The sequence below is a fragment of the cyanobacterium endosymbiont of Rhopalodia gibberula genome (genome assembly GCF_003574135.1).
Taxonomy (GTDB): Bacteria; Cyanobacteriota; Cyanobacteriia; order Cyanobacteriales; family Microcystaceae; genus Rippkaea.
Genome location: NZ_AP018341.1, coordinates 2,012,684 through 2,032,595, shown reverse-complemented (window position 1 = coordinate 2,032,595; position 19,912 = coordinate 2,012,684). Strand labels below are relative to the sequence as shown.

At 34.9% G+C, this 19,912-nt stretch carries 17 protein-coding genes, 1 tRNA gene and 1 other annotated feature; of the genes, 15 read left to right on the top strand and 3 right to left on the bottom strand.

From position 1 onward, the window contains the following. Nucleotides 1-216 precede the first annotated feature (216 nt). The 11 genes from RGRSB_RS06510 (at nucleotide 217) to RGRSB_RS06460 (ending at nucleotide 10,151) form a co-directional block, all read left to right on the top strand. Complete coding sequence (locus RGRSB_RS06510) at nucleotides 217-1,887, top strand: SulP family inorganic anion transporter (protein ID WP_119260351.1); 1,671 nt, start codon at nucleotides 217-219, stop codon at nucleotides 1,885-1,887. A 226-nt stretch (nucleotides 1,888-2,113) separates the two neighbouring features. Continuing rightward, complete coding sequence (locus RGRSB_RS06505) at nucleotides 2,114-2,542, top strand: phosphate-starvation-inducible PsiE family protein (protein ID WP_172582061.1); 429 nt, start codon at nucleotides 2,114-2,116, stop codon at nucleotides 2,540-2,542. A gap of 1,268 nt (nucleotides 2,543-3,810) precedes the next feature. Continuing rightward, on the top strand, nucleotides 3,811-4,173 hold the full coding sequence (gene rplS, locus RGRSB_RS06500; RefSeq protein ID WP_119260991.1) for a 50S ribosomal protein L19: 363 nt from the start codon (nucleotides 3,811-3,813) through the stop codon (nucleotides 4,171-4,173). Between the two features lie 104 nt (nucleotides 4,174-4,277). Continuing rightward, nucleotides 4,278-4,350: transfer RNA gene (locus RGRSB_RS06495), tRNA-Trp, on the top strand. Nucleotides 4,351-4,440: 90 nt separating this feature from the next. Continuing rightward, entirely contained in the window at nucleotides 4,441-4,677 is a 237-nt protein-coding gene (gene secE / locus RGRSB_RS06490) for a preprotein translocase subunit SecE (RefSeq protein ID WP_119260349.1), read from the top strand. Then, entirely contained in the window at nucleotides 4,677-5,294 is a 618-nt protein-coding gene (nusG, locus tag RGRSB_RS06485) for a transcription termination/antitermination protein NusG (RefSeq protein ID WP_119260348.1), read from the top strand. Before secE ends, nusG begins: the two co-directional genes overlap by 1 nt. 2 nt (nucleotides 5,295-5,296) lie before the next feature. Beyond that, nucleotides 5,297-5,722, top strand: coding sequence for a 50S ribosomal protein L11 (gene rplK, locus RGRSB_RS06480; RefSeq protein ID WP_119260347.1), 426 nt, complete (start codon nucleotides 5,297-5,299; stop codon nucleotides 5,720-5,722). A 76-nt stretch (nucleotides 5,723-5,798) separates the two neighbouring features. Then, nucleotides 5,799-6,515, top strand: coding sequence for a 50S ribosomal protein L1 (gene rplA, locus RGRSB_RS06475; RefSeq protein WP_119260346.1), 717 nt, complete (start codon nucleotides 5,799-5,801; stop codon nucleotides 6,513-6,515). A gap of 64 nt (nucleotides 6,516-6,579) precedes the next feature. After that, nucleotides 6,580-6,750 (top strand) — a sequence feature (ribosomal protein L10 leader region). Between the two features lie 41 nt (nucleotides 6,751-6,791). After that, the gene (gene rplJ, locus RGRSB_RS06470; protein ID WP_119260345.1) at nucleotides 6,792-7,361 is read left to right on the top strand and encodes a 50S ribosomal protein L10; all 570 of its coding nucleotides are present in this window, start codon (nucleotides 6,792-6,794) and stop codon (nucleotides 7,359-7,361) included. 72 nt (nucleotides 7,362-7,433) lie between these two features. Further along, nucleotides 7,434-7,835, top strand: a complete 402-nt coding sequence (gene rplL / locus RGRSB_RS06465; protein ID WP_119260344.1) for a 50S ribosomal protein L7/L12 — start codon at nucleotides 7,434-7,436, stop codon at nucleotides 7,833-7,835. A gap of 1,977 nt (nucleotides 7,836-9,812) precedes the next feature. Then, nucleotides 9,813-10,151: a hypothetical protein gene (locus RGRSB_RS06460; protein WP_119260343.1), complete on the top strand. Its 339-nt coding sequence runs from the start codon at nucleotides 9,813-9,815 to the stop codon at nucleotides 10,149-10,151. 51 nt (nucleotides 10,152-10,202) lie between these two features. On the opposite strand, the gene RGRSB_RS06455 is transcribed toward RGRSB_RS06460, so the two are convergent. Next, nucleotides 10,203-11,678 (bottom strand): M16 family metallopeptidase, encoded by a 1,476-nt coding sequence (locus tag RGRSB_RS06455; RefSeq protein ID WP_119260342.1) that lies wholly within the window; start codon nucleotides 11,676-11,678, stop codon nucleotides 10,203-10,205. Nucleotides 11,679-14,096: 2,418 nt separating this feature from the next. Beyond that, nucleotides 14,097-14,720 carry a DUF938 domain-containing protein gene (locus RGRSB_RS06450; protein WP_172582060.1) on the bottom strand — a complete coding sequence of 208 codons (624 nt, stop codon included), beginning with the start codon at nucleotides 14,718-14,720 and terminating at the stop codon, nucleotides 14,097-14,099. A gap of 102 nt (nucleotides 14,721-14,822) precedes the next feature. On the opposite strand from RGRSB_RS06450, the gene RGRSB_RS06445 reads away from it, so the two are divergent. The 4 genes from RGRSB_RS06445 to folE all read left to right on the top strand — a co-directional run bounded on the left by RGRSB_RS06445 (nucleotide 14,823) and on the right by folE (nucleotide 19,493). Beyond that, the gene (locus RGRSB_RS06445) at nucleotides 14,823-15,272 is read left to right on the top strand and encodes a hypothetical protein (RefSeq protein WP_119260340.1); all 450 of its coding nucleotides are present in this window, start codon (nucleotides 14,823-14,825) and stop codon (nucleotides 15,270-15,272) included. A 1,420-nt stretch (nucleotides 15,273-16,692) separates the two neighbouring features. After that, nucleotides 16,693-17,667, top strand: a complete 975-nt coding sequence (gene accA, locus RGRSB_RS06440) for an acetyl-CoA carboxylase carboxyl transferase subunit alpha (RefSeq protein ID WP_119260339.1) — start codon at nucleotides 16,693-16,695, stop codon at nucleotides 17,665-17,667. Nucleotides 17,668-18,005: 338 nt separating this feature from the next. Continuing rightward, entirely contained in the window at nucleotides 18,006-18,734 is a 729-nt protein-coding gene (locus tag RGRSB_RS06435; protein ID WP_119260990.1) for an SDR family oxidoreductase, read from the top strand. Nucleotides 18,735-18,761: 27 nt separating this feature from the next. Further along, a complete protein-coding gene (gene folE / locus RGRSB_RS06430; RefSeq protein ID WP_119260338.1) occupies nucleotides 18,762-19,493 on the top strand; it encodes a GTP cyclohydrolase I FolE in 732 nt (243 codons plus the stop codon). A 102-nt stretch (nucleotides 19,494-19,595) separates the two neighbouring features. Here the strand turns inward: folE and RGRSB_RS06425 are convergent, their stop codons facing one another. Next, on the bottom strand, nucleotides 19,596-19,838 hold the full coding sequence (locus RGRSB_RS06425; RefSeq protein ID WP_119260337.1) for a hypothetical protein: 243 nt from the start codon (nucleotides 19,836-19,838) through the stop codon (nucleotides 19,596-19,598). Nucleotides 19,839-19,912: the final 74 nt, after the last annotated feature.

The following is a 19,912-nucleotide window of genomic DNA, read 5'->3' as shown; positions in this document are numbered from 1 at the left end:
TTTTAATCTACAAAGGAGAGTAATTTATAGAATCTAATCTGTCTTATAGAGGACAAACCATTTTGGCAATAAATAGATAGATTCTCAACGTAGTTCTGAGATTGAACTCAAAGTTGAATAATAATCTAAAAAGACTCGTGCAAAAATGCTTAAAATAAATCAAAGAATCTAGAGAAAATAACTAAACAGAACAATGTAATTAACTTTTAACAATATATGCAAATTACTAATCGCATTCACTTTAGAAATTTACGGGGCGATATCTTTGGCGGAGTTACCGCAGCTGTGATTGCCCTCCCCATGGCACTTGCTTTCGGAGTAGCTTCGGGCGCAGGAGCGATTGCCGGACTATGGGGGGCAGTAATAATTGGCTTTTTTGCTGCCCTATTTGGCGGAACACCTACCTTAATTTCTGAACCTACAGGTCCGATGACAGTAGTGATGACAGCCATTGTAACCAAGATGATTGCACACAATCCAGAACATGGCCTAGCCATGTCCTTTACTACAGTAGTGTTAGCAGGGATTTTTCAGATCATCTTCGGTTTGTTAAAGTTGGGAAAATACGTCACCCTCATGCCCTATACGGTAATATCGGGGTTTATGTCAGGAGTTGGACTAATCCTCATCATTCTTCAGTTAGGACCATTTTTGGGTCATGTAAACCCTAAAGGGGGAGTCATTGAGGCATTGAAAGCATTACCTTCTTTTGTTACCACCCTAAGTCCAACTGAAACAGTTTTAGGATTGTTGACAATGGCCATTCTTTACTTAGTGCCCTCTAAACTTAAAAAGTTTGTTCCCTCCCAATTAATTGCCCTCATAGCAGGAACTTTAATTACAATTTTCTTTTTATCGGAAGCAAATATTCGTATCATTGGCAAAATTCCTACGGGACTTCCTCAGTTGCATTTTCCTGTCTTTTTCCTCGACCAAATTAATGAAATGTTGATGGATGGTCTTGTTTTAGGGATGCTTGGTTGTATTGATGCTTTATTAACCTCTGTCATTGCTGATAGCTTAACTCAAACTCACCATGACTCTGATAAAGAACTAATCGGTCAAGGAATTGGGAACTTGGTTTCTGGGCTGTGTGGGGGACTTCCTGGGGCAGGGGCTACCATGGGAACGGTAGTTAATATCCAAGCAGGGGGACGCACCGCTTTATCTGGTTTGAGTCGGGCTTTTATTTTGCTGATTGTAGTACTTTGGGCTGCTCCTTTAACCAAGAATATTCCCTTAGCGGTTTTAGCTGGTATTGCCCTTAAGGTGGGGATTGATATTATTGACTGGAAATTCTTAAAGCGCGCTCACAGACTTTCAGTTAAAGCAGCGGTTATTATGTATGGGGTAATGCTGCTAACTGTATTTTACGACTTAATTACAGCAGTTGGTATTGGAGTGTGTATGGCTAATATTTTAACTATTCAACATCTAGCAGATATTCAATCTGATTTGGTTAAAGCAATTGATACAGCGGATGATAAGACCCTACTATGTGATACAAGCAGACGTCTTATGGAAAAAGCTAACAGACGAATTATGCTCTTAGATTTGAGCGGTCCTATGAGTTTTGGAGCCGCAAAAGCGATCACTCAACGACAGGCAATTCTAGATAATTATGATGCTCTGATTATTGATTTAAAGGGCGTCCCCTTATTGGGAGTAACAGCAACTTTAGCTATTGAAAAAATGATCGATGAGGCCGCTAAGAAGTCAATAGAAATTTATATTGTTGGGGCTAATATCAAAATTAAAGAACGGTTACAAAAGTTTGACATTTTTCAACGCGTTCCTCTACAAAATCGCTTTGATAATCGGGTAGCTGCCTTGCATCTTGCGGTTGCTAAACTCAAAGGAGAAACGCTGAAAGAAATTAATGAATAGATAAATACAAGTGAAGTTCAGTTTTTTAATTGGAAATCTTCTATCAAAGGAGATTCCACTGTAAGTTCAGAAGTTTTATCGGAAGATCACTCTGTTTAACGAGATTAATAAGTAGATGTAAAATAAAAAATTGGGCAGTTATTATTTCATTGTTCCTTCAAAATCATTGTTTTAAAAAAAAATGATTACCAATTAATAAACTATTTTTAATAGATAAAAAATAATTATGAAAATCTTTGAAGATGAAAAATTTTTAGGCTTTATTCACATTATTGAAAATCTTGTCTCTAAGGTATTGTCATTAGCTTTAATTGTTGTTATTTTTGTTTCTCTTTTTGAACTTGTTTTGATTCTTTCAAAAGATCTATTTGCAAAGGAACCTGTTGGCTTTTTTGGTCCAACTATTATTGAAATTTTTGGTCTATTTCTGAATGTTCTAATTGCGCTGGAACTTCTGGAGAATATTACTGCTTATCTAAAAAAACATATTGTTCAAGTAGAATTAGTGGTTGTAACTGCCTTAATTGCTGTTGCTCGAAAGATCATAATTTTCAATCCGATTAAACATCAAAAGTCAGATTTATTTGCCTTAGCCGCAGCAAGTTTAGCACTTTCTATTAGTTATTGGTTAATTAGAAAGGTTAATCAAAAATAGAATGGATTATGGCAGTACATTTTAAAATCATTTCATAGATCATTTACAAAGTAAACTTTAAAAAAACTGCAGAGTGCATTAGCGTAGTACTTTACAATAAAAAAAATAAACACCACCCAAACTACCCTATTTTCTAAACGTACTTCGCTTGATATCTCTTCTTAAGAACACTCTCTTAGACTAGCAGGAGATTTTGATTTCATCATATTAATTCTCTCTTAGCTAAATAATCTCTATATCTTTCAATTATGGAGTAATACTTGTCTATTCTGCCTAGTAATCTCCTGATACCTCTTATAATTCAGGATTAGAAAACTGAGAACTATCAAAAGTTGATTGACTACCAAGAAACCCTCTCTCAGCCAAGCAATAAAAGGCATCTACTAGAGAGAAAATCTGTTAGAGGTAATTCTGTCGTTTAACAAACATAATTATGTATTAAATCTTTTAGGTAATACACATTGGCCTCTTGATTAACAATTTCATACGACCCAGTGATGAAAAAGATGGGCTAAAATTTTCCCTGAGTAATCCATAATAAAAGAATATTTAGTTAACGAGTTACGAGGGACTATTGCTGTACTAGGCAAGCAACGCCGTCCGGATTTATAGGGCATAGCGTAATTAAACCATCATTGTAAACAAAAGCCATCAATTATCAAAATAGTTAACTGTCAAAAGTTGCTTTCTTAAGAAAATCAGAAAGAAAATAGTTTAATCGATGATGTTGTATTGGTATTAGTTGACAATTAGGTTTATTCTGGTGACTAACTTTTTGAATCAATGGAATTTGTTGATAAGTGATTGCTTATAAGTATTTTTTGTTGATTTACTGATAATTAAATCCTTTAGCTCAATGCATTGAGTTTTATATATTAAAGAGTTGAATTGTTAAAAAATTTTTTATCCCATCTTCATGGACTGACTTAGAACAGCAAACTGCCATCACCACCAGCTGTTAACAGATTAGTTACAAAGCTCGAATAGACCAGTAAGTACTTTCTATTTTAGAGATTACACATTCGGTTAAATTTACTCTGTTTTGAAAAAAAACGAATATGCCTTGTCATAAACAACACAACTGTCTGCCATTGTTATTGACAAACGAAATACTGAAATTTAGAAGGAATAAGGATTTATGAAAGAACATGTTTAGTTAAAAGACGTAAGAATCACTTCATATAAACTTTTTACTAAATTTTACGGTAGTCTGTATCTAATTGAAAAAAGTGAGATACAATAAGAAATTGTGAGTTTTTGCTATGGTCATGAGCGCCCAAGAAACTATCAAGTCAATTGAAACCGAACACATTAAGACGAATTTGCCTACCATTCATGTAGGAGATACTGTTCGTGTCGGAGTCCGTATTATAGAAGGGGGTAAAGAAAGAACCCAGCCCTATGAAGGGACGGTAATTGCTATGCGTAATGGTGGAATTAATGAAACAATCACTGTTCGCAAGATTTTCCAAGGCGTAGGAGTTGAACGTGTCTTTTTATTACACTCTCCTAGGATTGCTGACATTAAAGTTATACGCAGAGGGAAAGTCCGTCGTGCTAAGCTTTACTATCTACGTGATCGCGTCGGGAAAGCAACCCGCATTCGTCAACGTTTTGATCGCCCTTTATAAATTTCTCCAACAACGACGCGCACAAATAAAAGCGTAAAATTTGATCGAATTGCGCTATGATTGAAAGGCGGTAAGGCGTAACTGTCAGTTACCGCCCAGACTGTGCGCTCTTAGTTCAGTTGGTAGAACGCAGGTCTCCAAAACCTGATGTCGGAGGTTCGAGTCCTCCAGGGCGTGTTTTTGTGCGAATCAAGTGAACTATCTATTTATCGAAATAACAACAAAAACTTGATGATGGGTAACTGCTATAGGTGAGTAGAGGTAACTGTGGTTAAAAAGGAAAGCTTAAAAGTTGATCAGACAAAGCCAAAAACCAACAATGACGAAGCCCAAAAATCCAATTTTGTTGGGAATACTCAAGATGAGTTGACCAAGGTTGTCTGGCCGTCTAAACAACAACTACTTAGTGAATCGGCGGCAGTCATCCTGATGGTTAGTTTAGTGGCTACGGTGATTTATCTTGTTGATAATCTTTTCAGTTGGGGAGCAGGGAAGGTATTTTAATGAGTTTTGCCCAAAATAACTCACCGGAAATAGAACAGCTCGAAGAAAAGAAAAAAGCGGCTCGTTGGTATGCTGTTCAGGTTGCTTCTGGCTGCGAAAAGCGGGTTAAAGCAAACTTGGAGCAACGAATTCATACCCTTGATGTAGCTGATAGAATCTTGCGGGTCCAAATTCCTAAAACCCCTACGGTCAAAGTTCGTAAAGATGGTTCTCGTCACCATGGGGAAGAAAAAGTCTTTCCCGGTTATGTATTGGTGAGGATGATCATGGATGATGATGCTTGGTTAGTTGTCAAGAATACCCCTAACGTGATCAACTTCGTTGGGTCAGAACAAAGGCGTAGCATCGGTAGAGGAAGAGGTCATGTTAAACCCGTCCCCCTGAGTCCAGGAGAAGTAGAACGGATCTTTAAGCAGGTAGAAGTCCAAGAACCCGTCGTCAAAATCGATACAGAAGTGGGAGATAGAATAATCGTTCTCTCAGGGCCGTTTAAGGATTTTGAAGGAGAAGTGGTAGAAGTAAGTCCAGAACGTAGTAAAGTCAAAGCCTTACTTTCCATCTTTGGACGAGATACCCCAGTTGAACTAGAATTTAACCAAATAGAGAAGCAAAATTAGCGATGGCCAAGAAAGTTGTTGCAATGATTAAACTTGCCCTTCCTGCGGGAAAGGCTAACCCCGCCCCTCCCGTAGGACCTGCCTTGGGTCAACATGGGGTGAATATTATGGCATTTTGCAAAGAATACAATAGCAAAACTGCCGATCAGTCCGGAATGATAATTCCTGTTGAAATCTCCGTCTATGAAGACCGTAGTTTTACTTTTGTCCTGAAAACGCCTCCAGCCTCAGTATTAATTCGGAAAGCGGCCGGAGTTCAAAAAGGTTCAAGCCAACCCAATAACGAGAAAGTAGGCAGCATTACTCGTAACCAACTACGGGAAATTGCTCAAACTAAAATGCCTGATCTTAATGCCAATGATATTGAAGCGGCAATGAATATTGTTGAAGGAACTGCTCGTAATATGGGAGTTACCATCGACGATTAATGGATAGTCTGAATCACTAAAAACTAACTTAGGGGAGAAGTATTACTTCGTTATTGACCCAAGGAGAAAATTGCTCATGTCCAAAAAACTCTCAAAACGCTTTAAAGAAGCATTAGCTAAGGTTGACGAAGATAAACTGTATGAGCCTTTAGAAGCTCTACAACTGCTAAAAGAAACGGCAACGGCTAAATTTAACGAATCAGCAGAGGCTCACATTCGTTTAGGCATTGATCCCAAGTATGCTGACCAGCAACTAAGGACTACGGTTTCTTTACCCAAGGGAACCGGTCAAGAAGTTCGCGTGGCTGTCATTGCTAGAGGGGAAAAAGTTCAAGAGGCTAGCAATGCGGGAGCGGATATTTACGGTTCAGAAGAATTGATTGAAGAAATCCAAAACGGAATGATGGACTTCGAGGTTTTGATTGCTACTCCTGATATGATGCCAAAAGTTGCTAAATTAGGACGTATACTCGGTCCTCGCGGTTTGATGCCTTCTCCCAAGGGGGGAACAGTAACAGCTGATCTAGGAAGTGCAATCGTCGCATTTAAAGCAGGAAAATTAGAATTTAGGGCTGACAGAACAGGGATAGTTCATGTTATGTTTGGTAAGGCATCTTTCACACCCGAGGATTTGCTGGCCAATCTCAAAGCCTTGCAAGAAACTATTGACCGTCAGCGTCCCTCCGGTGCAAAAGGGCGTTATTGGCGCAGTGTCTTTGTATCGGCTTCTATGGGACCGTCTATTAGCGTTGACATTAGCGAACTAAGGGATCTAAAATTAGCTGATGTTTAAGATTATCGTGATTGAAAAATAACTATCAGTTAATTTCAGTTAAAAAGCAATCCACTACAACTAAATGCTTGTTTGGCTTATGCCGCAGACAGCAGGGGCGATTTGCTTAATATCCTGCCGAGGTTGAGGCCTGAAGAAAGTTAAGTAGTAAAGATTTAAAGGATTAATTTACTTTTTGTCTTCTTCTTATCCAACCTCAGCCCCGGCAAAACGCTGGGGGTTTCTTTTTTTTGCTAATTAGTTAACGTTCCTAAATTTAAGGAGGTGAAAACATCAATGGGAAGAACCTATAAAAACAAAGGAACAGTGATCACAGATCTTAAGGGACTCTTGAGTGAAGCTCAGCTGGCCTTTGTGATTGATTATCAAGGGTTGACAGTCGCCGACATCACTGATCTACGTGGCCGATTGCGTCCAACAGGATCAGTGTGTAAGGTGACGAAAAACACCTTAATGCGGATTGCAGTCGAAGAAGATGAAACCTGGAAACCGATGATGAAGTTTCTTAAAGGTTCATCAGCTTTTGTTCTCGTCAAGGATGATGTCGGGGGTGCAATTAGGGCTTATCAAAGCTTTAAAAAAGATACCAAAAAAACCGAATTTCGCGGTGGTGTCATGCAAGGCCAAGCCCTTGACGAAAACCAAGTGAAGGCGATCGCTGACTTACCCTCGAAAGAGGAACTGATGGGTCAATTAGCTGGAGCGATTAATTCACTAGCTACAAAACTAGCCGTTGGTATCAAGGAAGTGCCTTCATCTGTGGGACGAGGCATCAACGAAGTTCCAAGTTCTTTGGGTCGCGTTATCAACGCAATGGCCAACAAAAAAGATGGCGATGTAGCTTAAGCGTCTGCTTCCATTTAAACTATTGTTTGTCCAATTGTCCACTTTTTTTATTTACTTTCAAGGAGTTAAATTATGTCTACTGCAACTGATGAAATTCTCGAAAAGCTAAAATCTCTGACCTTATTAGAAGCCTCAGAATTAGTAAAACAGATTGAAGAAGCCTTTGATGTTAGTGCTGCTGCTCCTGCGGGCGGTGGTATGATGATGATGGCTCCTGGGGCTGCGGTTCCTGGGGCTACGCCCGAACCTGAAGAGGAGAAAACTGAATTTGATGTTATTCTCGAAGAAGTCCCCAGCGATAAGAAAATCGCCATTCTTAAGGTAGTTCGTGCTATTACTGGTTTGGGACTCAAAGAAGCTAAAGATATGGTGGAATCTGCACCTAAAACCATTAAAGAAGCTACTGGTAAAGATGACGCTGAAGAAACCAAGAAGAAACTTGAAGACGCTGGTGCTAAAGTCAGTGTAAAATAGTTTCTTTGACGAGTTTCCGAGTGTAGCAGGGGTTAACGATGGTTAACTCCTGCTTTTAGGTTAAAAGTTTAAATTTTAAAAGTTCAAAAAAAATGCGAATTCTAATAATGTAACGATTATGTTTTTCCTTATAATTTTATTGTTTATTATTCGATCAATAGTGCTCATTACTTGAATGAAAGTGTTGAAACTTTTGTTGTTATCTATTAGCATCATTTCTATATGTTCGATTGTAGCTAAACAAAAAATAACTGTGATAATAGTGCGATAAGATATTACAACTGTATAGTAACTAATTTAATTTTTATTAAAATGTTTTAAATTACTTTTAATATTTTTCTGGTGTATTTACCTATATTTTTAGCTTATAAAAAAATCTATGAAGAAAAGCATCTAAGATCAAAATCATCTTACTGTTCTATTCTAAGGATTAGAGTAAATCTAACTAATGATAATAAGTTAGATTTCTTTCTTCTTTTACTTAACTTAGACAATAACAATAATTAAACAATACTTTTTATATTTTATTAACCATTTCAAGATACTCATGAACTCGAGGCTTATCTACTAATATCTTTAATCTTTAAGTCAGCTTAATCTCTATACTTACAAAAGTTAAGTTAGCAAATATTTGCTAATCATTTTTACTAAAAAAATTAATGTATTAATTTTCAATAATGAGTTTTGTAAAACGTACAGTTACTATATCAGGTAATTTTGTTTGTCAATTACAATACACTAGACTCAATGTCTTGATTTTAATTTTATTTATCAAAAAATAGACTCACATTGATTTGCATTTATTGTAGTTTAACCACCAGTAAATTTAATTAAACTAATGAATTAATTATTAATAATTAACCTTAAACTAAAAAAGTTGTCTATCTCAAGATATATCATCTCAAAACTTTAGATAAAATGTAGTTAACATGGAAGTAAATCGAAAGAAAAGAACATGATACTAAAATATTTGAGACAAAAATAATCAAGAAATATTAAATTTTAAAAATAAAAATATAGTCGGAAAAATAGAAATAATCTTTGAATATTTAGAACAAAAATTGCAGATAAATAAATTTTAGAATATGATTAAAAAATAAAAAAATAAGCATATAGCATGAGTCTATTTAGATAGAATAATGAGCGTATAAGTCTATAAATTATAAAAGTAAAAAGATCTAAATAAACAGTAAAATAACTAGATTTTTGGGAAAAGGGGTTAGTTTATATCTAAACGAAGATTATTATATATATAATTTTATTATAAATAAATTAATTTTAAAAACTAAATAGTTTAAAAACACTTTTTTTCAGAAGATGTCAGTCTTAACTATAAAAAATTGCGTTAATTTTTTAACTCTTGGTGGTTCTAACTTTGCCTGCTACCAGTTAACTGCGTACCATCAGTTCAGTATTATAAAATATAAATAAAAGCAATACAAACTAGACCTTAAATATTAATATCTAAAGAGAAAAATATTTTTTTACAGTTTTACTTCAAATAAAATTTGACAAGAAAAATTATGGCAGTTAGTAAGTGCTAATTTTATTAAAAATAAGAGGCTACACCTAGTCAGCTAACATGACAGGACTTTATTTTCCAAGTAGGCTAGGAGAATCAAATACAAATATTGATCCTAGTTTAATTATTAACTTTGCTAGTGGCATAGGATCCGTGTTTACTCTTGCTCCTTTTTTTAAAAGAATCAATAACATAAAATTTATATCAAGTGAAAATTTCTGCCGTAATTATCTTGAAGTGTCCTTGTCTTAATTTTGCATCATCCTTTACAGAAAAAAATTATAATTTCTACTGAGTAACTACAATTTATGTTGTTGGCAATAGTATTTAAATCTACCCTAGATATCCTAAATTAAAGAGATTAGTTTTTTTACAGCAATAATCTTATTAAGATTTTATATAAAATAAAAGTTGAAAATAAGACATTTATAGTTAATGACTAAATTAAGCGTACAATGCCCTTAAAATTCAAACGGAAACAACACCGAGGTTTTGCCCTAATTGATTTGATCATTGGAGTGATAATTCTCACCATTATTGTTGTTATTGCTCTTCATAACCTCTTAGAAACCCAAGAGAGCCATCAAATTAGAAGACCAGCTATCAGAAATTTGAGAACTTTCTCTCACGGGAACAAATTGAACGCTTTGAAATGTGAAGGACAAGACAGAGATAAAAATGGGTTAGTTTTGTGTAAGGCAAAAGACAGACGGGGACAAACTGTGATCCTCCAATGTGGTTATGATCAAAGACACCAATATTGTACAACCCAGACGGTAGGGAACGGGGAATAGAAACTTAGCCAAGCCCCCAGTGCTTAGTATATTCCCCTGAGTCCCAAATTTTTAACTTTTATTTGATTCGGGAATAGTAATATCAATGGTAGTGATAGTTTTCTCTAAACGAGAAAGAGGAGGTTCAATAACTTCCCTATTACCAACGACTAAGATAATCATCTTTTCAGGAATCAGGTATTTTTGAGCAACCCGTTGAACATCTTTAATAGTAGTAGCCTTGACTCCTTGTTGATAGCTAAAAATAAAGTCTTTATGGTAACCATAATATTCATAGGTCATCAAACGGGATAAGACTTGACTGGGGTTCTCAAACTTAAAAACGAAAGAATTGAGAATAGATTCTTTAGCCTTAGAGAGTTCTTCTTCAGTAATAGGTGTTGTCCTTATCCGTTCAATTTCTTGCATAAAAGATCCTAAAAAAGGAACTGTGGTCTCAGAACGAGTCTGTCCTCCGCCATAAAACATTCCTGAATGGTCATAAGCAGCACTCCAATAGCCATAGACTGAGTAGGCAAGTCCTTGACGTGATCGCAATTCATTAAATAACCTTCCTCCAAATCCGTTAACCACACCATTTAATACACTCAATGCTGGATAATCAGGACTATCAAATTGTCCTCCTAAATGTCCTACTAGGACACTACTTTGAGTCAATTGAGGTTGATCGACCAAAAAGAGTCCTCGAGTATATTTCTGTCGAGTAGACGGGATTGCAATGTTTGGTTTAGGAGTTAACGGTTTCCAATCTCCAAAGGTTTCATTAATCAACGTTTTCATAGCTTTGGGCTCAAAATCTCCCACAATTCCCAAAATCATCCCATCGGGGCGCACATAATTTTGATAAAAAGTGATGATATCGTCACGAGAGATATTATCAATGGTGCTATATTCCTCCGTTCGTGCGTAAGGACTGGTCTCGCCATAGACTAACTTACGAAATTCTCTACTGGCAATATCTTTGGGGTTATCATTGCGTCGTGCAATTGCCCCTTTATATTGGGTTTTAACTAATGCTAGTTGTTCTGGAGTGAATGCTGGTTCACGAATCACCTCTTTAAATAAGTTAAAGACAGTTTCAATGTCTTCAGTCAGGGCATTAAAACTTGCTTTCCCTGATGCAGTACTAATACTGGTTTCTACGTGAGCTGCTCGTTTTTCAAGAAGTTCATTTAACTCTTCGGGGGGGTGGTCTTTGGTTCCTCCCGTTCGCATAAGTATTCCAGTGATTTCTGCTAATCCTACTTTATCTGATGGTTCCAGTCGTGAGCCAGTACGAATGATAGCGGTGCCATTTATCAATGGCAACTTATGATCCTCCATCAAATAGACCACCATTCCATTATCAAGTTCATAGCGTTCATAATCAGGAATAGTAATTTCAGGGAGAGGAGGAAATTCCAGTTCAGTATAGTGTTTTGGAATTTGGGCGATCGCGGGTACCCGCCGCAGTATCAATACTGAGAACATGGTAATACAAATCAGGCTAAGCCAGCGAAGACGTTTCAATGATTTTTTCTGGGTCATGGATAGATTAAGTGATGTTAATCCTTTTCATTGTGATACATCGAGGCATCAACTCGTTGCAGCCGATGTCCCTATCTTTTTTACGCATGTTTTAGCAATTATGTCAAATATATCCAGAAAAAACTTCACATAAGTGCATTAAATACTAATCAAATTAGTTGCACTTGAGAGTTTTTTTCTAAAATTTTAGTTAAATTTTTATGCAATCTTTTAAAGATTATTTAAATAACAAATTAATAATTACCAGAGATAAATAATTGCAAACAGAAAAATAAAATATATTTATATATTACCATTAGAGGTAAATATAGTTTAGATCAAGGCTTACTAACAACTTTTTTATTAATTAAAATTTAAATATTAGTAATCAGTATATTTTTGATAGTTTCCTGATTTTCTCTTATAAGCTGTCGAAACTTTTATTTTAATATCTAAAACTTAAAATTGTAAAAATATAATGACTATCCTTTTTTTTAGATAATTTTACTAAAAATTAAAATAGTGACAGGATGTTTAGCGATGATGTTTTTAAGTTAATTAAAAACATCATTGCTAAAATTTATAAATTAGTACACACTACTTTGGCTATAATGCTACTTTGGAGATTAAAGTTAAAGCATAACTATCAGTAACACTGTTAACTAAATAAGTGAGTTTAAAAGGTTAGTTATAATAAATACAAAAAATAGCTAATTAAGAGTAATTTTTAGACATAAACTTATCCAAGTTTTAGACTAGTTTAATTTAAAGAAAAAGCATAATACAAAGTTAATTTACCGCCAAAAGTTTTTATATAGCTAGACAATAGCGTAAATTTTTTTTAAAAAAATAATTTCTGGGCGGATCATTCAATAATAGAAACAGAAAACTATAAAAAATAAGATATAAGATAGTTTGAATAACTATCATTTTCTTTAAATGGATAGAAAATCTAATTAATTTACGAAAAAATTTAGATTTAAAAAAGCTAGAGATGGAAAGAAGCAAAAGTGAATGTGAAAATTAATTTTTATCGTATAAAATAAAGTTAGAGAAGTATAAAAAAGTAGCAAAAATAAAAGAATGCATAATGAGTGACTATTAATAATAGTTACTCATTATGTAGAAATAGTTTAGTTGAAGTAAATGTTAAAATAGTAGATAAAAAAAATGGCATCAGGTAAAAATTTGATGTTTGAAGATAGATATTATTTAACCAAAACAGTCAAATAAAGTTTTTATCTCAATAGTTACTTTAGAAAATTTTAACTAAAAACCCTCTTTGCTTGCGCTTTTTATATCTAATTAAGTAGATATTAAAGATCAAGTACGATACAGAATTGTCTATTTCCGAAGATAGTTACACCTAAAAATATTATAAATGCACTTTAATATCATAGTTTATAGATTTAAGATGATTTCTTTTTGACCGCACAAAATTTTAATGAAAACATCGAGATATTCATGAGCTTCTCTCAAGAGAAAAAAATGAGAACAGGCTTCATAAATATTACCACTAAAGTAATATATACTAACAATAATACCAATAAATAAACTTAACAACTAGCAGGGTGTCTCCAGGTCGATTATAATTTTATTAGTCGTCTTTTTAGACCTTTATTAAAAATAAAAAGTAGACAAAGATGCCTAACAGACTAGGAAAATTCTCTTTAATTGAGACAATTACTTAATGTTATAGAACAATTATTAATATAAGATAACGGTGCTCTTCTATAAGAACTAAGTACTTGCTTATACAGAAAAAATCGATATTGAAGTTCAGATCTCCAACATATACCACTTCATCCAAAAACTTAATTTAACCTAAAAAAACACTTCATACTATGGAACTTTACAACAATAGGATTCAAATTTTTAGATATAATTTTGATTAATGAAACCGGAGTTTATATAGCTAAGAATCATCACTCTGTCATAGCAACTAAAGGAGAACTAGCTTATGGAAAACTTCTTAATAATCTAAAAATAAATATTACATTAATTGGAGCGCTCACTACATCGAGCTTCTTGCTCTCTTATCCTTTTGAAAGATAGATAGACAAAAGAGGTTTTCTTATTTATGAAACAAAAGTAACTACCAGACAAGCCTATGTCCATAAGCTTGTGTAATCGTTGATAGTTTACCGACTCATAAAGTAACAGACATTAAAAAGTTAATGGAATATAAGGAACGTAAGTCATATTTTTATCTCTTCATAATCGCTCTTGTTTAACCACTTTTCTATTTTAGATTTATTGTAAGTTAACCTACTAATTTGTACTAGAAATTTATTTATTTTACGAGAAATACTAGAAATACCCCAAATATTTAAATTTTATTATAAGGATATTTATATTGGTGATAGCAACTTAGGGTTATTTCTTTTTGTATTACTTCAGACTCTTTTTGTTATCTTGTCACACTATCAGAACAGGAAGTCAATTTTTTTTAAAAATAACAGATAAATTATTTGCTGGCATACTAACTTTTTTCACGAACTTTAATCCCTGCTGTTGAGAAATATTGATAACATCCTCAAGATTACGAACTCCCCAAGCTTGATTTTGAATGCGAAGAGACTCATCAAACAACTGATTACTAGGAGCAGTATGTTTGCCTCCTTGTTTGTAGGGTCCATAGAGATAAAGAATACCTCCTGAAGGTAATAGATTGCCTGCTCCTTTAATTAACCCTAAACAAGCCTCCCAAGGACTAATATGAATCATATTAATATTTACAATTGCTATGATTTCGAGATTTTTTAATTCCTCAGTCCAAGTAGGATTTAGTACATCTATATTTAGAGAAGACTGACAATTAGGAGAATGACAAAACTCTCGCCATGCATCGATACTTTTCTGTTGCATCGCATCAGGTTCAGAGGGTATCCATTGATAATTTTTTAGTTTGGGAGCAAAATAAACGGCGTGTTCCCCTGTGCCACTAGCGATTTCTAAAATATTACCTTTGGGAGGTAAAACACTCACCAGAGTCTCAAAAATAGAATCACGGTTTCGTCGTGTTGCGGGAGCATACTGTCTTAAATCATTTTCGAAAGTCATAATAATCTGCTTGAACTTAATAGACGTTTAATATTCGATAAAAAGAATAACATTAAGGTAGCTACAAACAGGACATTAATTAAATGAAAGGAAAAAAATAAAATGAGTCAACAAACAACGGCACTGATCCTCGGTGGAGTCTTACCAGCATTAATGTTTGGGTTTTCTAATATTCTTACTAAAGTTAGTATCTCTGGCGGAATGTCAACAAGTGCCTATATAACCATTGTTGGAATAGCAGTTACTTTAGTAGGAATCATTAGTGGCTTTACGGCGGAACAGCACTTTATAGCTAACTTTCAATCAACTTTTTCTGCCTTATGTGTTGGAATAACATGGGCATTGGGGCAATTAATGATTGCCATAGCTATTCAAAAATTTTCAGTTCCTCTCTCAGTTATATCTCCCATTTATAATTCTAATACTTTAGTGGCTGTCCTCATAGCTCTGATTATTTTTAATGAATGGACCCAAGTATCTATGATATGGTTATGTGCGGGATCTTTTTTAACTACTATTGGGAGTATTTTAGTTGCACGTTCACTTATTTAGGATAATCAAATAAACGAGAGTGCATGATATCAGTTGTGCTGACTTATTGTCAATAATTGATTTAGATTAGTGGATAGTTAAGCTATATAGATAAAAGTTTCTACACAAATAAGATCAGTATTTGCTGACTTTATTTGTGTAGAATAGGGGTTTATTTTTTTATTAGTACTTAGTTAAATACTTAAAGTATTGCTTGGCTTTGAACTTATTAATCAATAATTAATCATACTTGAATATATAAAAGCTATATGTTTTGCGTAAAAATTATTCTCAATTTTTATTTTAAATTTATCTTTCATTTAATGAGTATATCTTAAAAAGGAGTGAAGTTTTATATTTTAAGTCTAAACCTATTCGCTATTTTGTGATTAAATCTTATTTTTAAGCAATAGGTTTTTATTTGTAATTTTTAATATCAAGATCTAGATAATTATTTTGATTTATTTAATTTATTTGTTTTCTATATTCTTAATATTCTCTTTTTAAGATCTCTTAAGAGCTTTCCACACCCAAGAAAATTTTCTAATAGTTATTCATTATTTAGATGGAAATTTTCGGCAGTTTAGCTATAATAAACATGAGTTTAAGTTACGTATATTTTTTATATTAATCAAAGTATTTCTATCTCGATTTAAGATTTTAGTAATAAATAATAATAAACCCTTGTAGATTTACAATCTTATTCGTTGAACTGAGTTGAGCACTCGATGCTATAAACATAAATTCAGTAAAAACATTGAGCTTAGCATAAGTTAATCTAAATATAGACTCTACTATGATAGTAGACACACTAATGATAGTTTTTTATAAAATTATCATTGGTAATCAGATTCTTTCCTTACACTTATACTCCTAATATTGACATGCTAGTTGTGACAGAATTGTAGTTCCTGTAACTTCTCTCAATCAGTTGAAATAAATTCTACTGTTCCAAACGAATTTAAATTCTCAAAATGGGATTTAAATATTTTTAATTATTCTATCATATATAGAATATGCTACTTATTGTTTTTACACTTTGCGATGTAGTTTAAATCACAAAAATAGAAATTTTATTACAAACACATTCAACTATACTGACCGACTTGATTTGTCTAAAACTAAGCTTTTAAAATTGCAGAATGCACTCATAATAAAAATTATAAGAGTTATTAGCCGCCAGTCTGTCATTTTTAGACTAAAAGAGCAGAAGTCTTTAAATGTATTTACTTAGTTAAATTCATAAAATAATTACCCTTCATTGTAGATTAACAATCTATATTTATTTAGAATAGGCAAGAAAACAGATCGTCAAGTTCTATGTTCTATCAAATGATGGACATTAACCGTAATACTCACTCAATTAGGTTAAAATCAATAGTATCTTATATTGCTCTCTATCCCTAACCGTTAATAGACATTCAACAGATAAAAACGAACAATGGCAAAAACCGAACGCCGGACCTTTCTTTTAGACTTTGAAAAACCCTTATCAGAATTGGAAGCCCGTATTAGCCAAATTTGGGAGCTTGCCGAAGAGAATAATGTTGATGTATCTGAACAAATCGCTCAACTTGAACGACGGGCTAATCAGCTATGCAAAGAAATTTTTAGTAACCTTACCCCATCCCAACGGCTGCAATTAGCTCGTCATCCCCGTCGTCCCAGTACCCTTGACTACATTCAAGCAATTACTGATGAATGGTTCGAATTACATGGTGATCGCGGCGGGTACGATGATCCTGCTTTAGTGGGAGGAGTAGCGCGTTTAGGAGGTCGTCCTGTCACCATTTTAGGAGAACAAAAAGGACGGGACACTAAGGATAATGTCGCCCGTAACTTCGGAATGGCTTCTCCTGGAGGTTATCGTAAAGCAATGCGTTTGATGGAACGTGCCAATCGATTTAATCAGCCAATTTTAACTTTTATTGATACTCCTGGGGCTTGGGCAGGGGTAGAAGCTGAAAAATTAGGACAAGGAGAAGCAATCGCCTACAATTTACGGGAAATGTTTTGCTTAGATGTCCCCATTATTTCTACTGTTATTGGAGAAGGAGGATCAGGTGGGGCATTAGGTATTGGAGTAGGTGATCGCCTATTAATGCTTGAACATGCTGTTTATATGGTAGCTACTCCGGAAGCTTGTGCTGCCATTCTCTGGAAAGATGCCAAAAAATCTCCCCAAGCGGCCACAGCCCTAAAAATTACGTCCTCAAATCTTAAGGAATTAGGTATTGTAGATAGCATCGTTCCTGAACCTTCTGGAGCAGCTCACACGAAACCGCTAGAGGCCTCAGCTATACTGAAACAAACCCTTCTAGATACTCTCGATGAACTCTCTGCTATGACGGCTAAGGAGCGACGAGAATTACGCTATCAAAAGTATAGACAAATTGGTAAATTTTTTGAGAATTGAAGAACATTCCCAACGAATAATGTTTTTTTTTCGAGTAATAAATTATCTATAACCTAAAATTTGCTTCCTGAAATTTAGGACTTCATAGTCTTAGGATGTTATAATTACTCAGATGACGATCCATGAAAGTATCTGAAGCAAGGCGAGCTCGGCTCGTTTTCGCCCGGGTATCACTATCCCCCTGTCCGGGGTCTCATCTCCTAGGCAACTGAAGATTTCTTAACAAATCAATTCCTATTGTTTTCTGAATCTATACAAGTTGCTTGGAGGCTTAGCTTAGTATAATTCTAACAACTTTCAGCCAGGGAGCAGTGTAGATACTGATGCAGAAGCGTATCATGAGTTTTCCCTCAAGTCAACTTCGAGCTATTATTACAGGAGCCAGCAGTGGTATTGGGGAAGCCACCACCCTGACTTTTGCAAAGGCTGGGATAGATCTCGCCCTAATTAGCCGTCCTTCAGATAAATTAAAAGCAGTTGCTAAGGCAGCCCAAGAGTTAGGAGTATTAGCTCGAGCCTACGGGGTCGATTTGTGTAAATTAACCGAGATACCAGTAAAGGTACAACAAATTGCCGATAGTTTTGAAGGTATTGACATCATTGTCAATAATGCGGGAATGGGTTATACCAATCCCCTGGCAGATACCTCTCTATCAGACTGGCAAAAGGTGATGGATTTAAATTTGACCAGTGTGTTTCAGTGTGTTCGGGGAATTTTACCCCAGATGCGTAAGCAGGGATATGGAACGATTATTAATGTATCTTCGATCGCTGCTTCTAGTACATTCCCTAAATGGGGAGCCTATAGCGTCAGCAAAGCTGGCTTAGCCGCTTTTTCTAGAGTTTTAGCAGCTGAAGAACAAGTTAATGGTATTCGTATCATCACCATCAACCCTGGAGCAGTTAATACCCCCATCTGGGATACAGACACTGTTCAAGCCGATTTGAATCGTTCTGCTATGCTCGACCCCTATACCGTCGCTCAAACTATTCTTCAGGCGGCACTCTTGCCAGCAGAAGCTGTCATTGAAGAAATGACTATTTTACCTAGTGCTGGAACTCTGTAAGCCCAGATAAGTGTTTTTACTTTAATCATGACAATAGCGTCTTCTAAAGGATTCAATCCCCTTGATTCTAATGACTTTAACGATCGCAGCCCCGATCTCAGCCCCAGTCTGGTTGAGTGTGTTTCCAGCCGACCTGACCGTAATGCTCACAATGGAGAACAAGTAGATTTCCGTCCAGCAGAGGAAGCCAATAAAGAAGAAATAATGGCGGCTGTCCGAACTATGTTAGAAGCACTAGGGGAAGATCCTAATCGAGAGGGATTATTGAAAACTCCTAAACGAGTTGCAGAAGCCATGGCGTTTCTAACTGATGGGTATAATCAATCTCTAGAAACCTTAGTCAATGATGCTATTTTTGACGAGGGACACAATGAGATGGTTTTAGTGCGAGATATCCATTTTTATAGTCTATGTGAACATCATATGCTTCCGTTTATGGGAAAAGCTCACGTTGCATATATTCCTAATAAAAAAGTAGTCGGACTCAGTAAACTGGCGCGGATTGTGGAAATGTATTCCCGTCGTTTACAGGTACAAGAGCGCTTAACTCGTCAAATTGCGGAAGCAATTCAAGAAATTTTAGATCCTCAAGGAGTAGCAATCGTAATGGAAGCAACTCATATGTGTATGGTGATGCGAGGGGTGCAAAAACTAGGATCTTGGACTGTTACCAGTACGATGTTAGGAGTTTTTCAAGAAGAACAGAAAAACCGCGAAGAGTTCCTAAATTTGGTTCGTCATCAACCTAGCTTTTTTTAGCTTAATCTAACAGCACTAGCCCTGACATAAGAACCACTTAATTCAATTAAGAAATTCTTATGTCACTTCCTTAGTTCATCACTAAATTGAAGTTAGATAATCTTATTTATTTTTGTCTTCTAATTTCATCATAAACTCATTTTTTTTGTAAGCTTTAGCAGAAGCTTTGATCCAAATCGTTGCCGCCAAAGTAAATGGGAAAAACATTACTCCAAAACCAATCACTAAAGGATGCTCTCTAGCAAACGGAATACTCCTTAAAACTGCAATAATTCCACCGCAGTAAAGTAAGCCTAAAATGGGAAGTCCTAACACTAATAACGCAAATCGAGTATCTTTATCCATATCAACAGCTATCTAACAAAAAACTAAACGGTAAATAAAATAAGCATCATGACAATTTTTAACAACCTTTTTTC